Origin of the sequence: Shewanella sp. NKUCC01_JLK (genome assembly GCF_019345615.1) — a bacterium.
In the GTDB taxonomy this organism is placed as follows: domain Bacteria; phylum Pseudomonadota; class Gammaproteobacteria; order Enterobacterales; family Shewanellaceae; genus Shewanella; species Shewanella oncorhynchi.
The window spans coordinates 1-284 of sequence record NZ_JAHKRD010000045.1; the positions used below are offsets into that span (position 1 = coordinate 1).

1 rRNA gene is annotated in these 284 nt (G+C 41.5%); it reads left to right on the forward strand.

The annotated features are described in order from the left end of the window. A 16S ribosomal RNA gene (locus tag KO537_RS22995) occupies positions 1 to 68 on the forward strand; the annotation flags it as partial. Positions 69 to 284: the final 216 nt, after the last annotated feature.

The following is a 284-nucleotide window of genomic DNA, read 5'->3' on the forward strand; positions in this document are numbered from 1 at the left end:
GGTTCATGACTGGGGTGAAGTCGTAACAAGGTAGCCCTAGGGGAACCTGGGGCTGGATCACCTCCTTACCTATACGACTAACTTAATGTTTGTTGAGTGTTCACACAGATTGCTTGTTTAGCTTCTCTTAGGAGAAGTCAGAGCTAAATGCGCCGCGAGCCGGTACGCATTGTTCTTTAACAATTTGGAAAGCTGATAGTATTTAATTGCATGAGTCTGTCATGTGATTAATTACAAAACGTTTAATGCGAAAGCATTGAACATGAGTTCTCAAACACTTTATT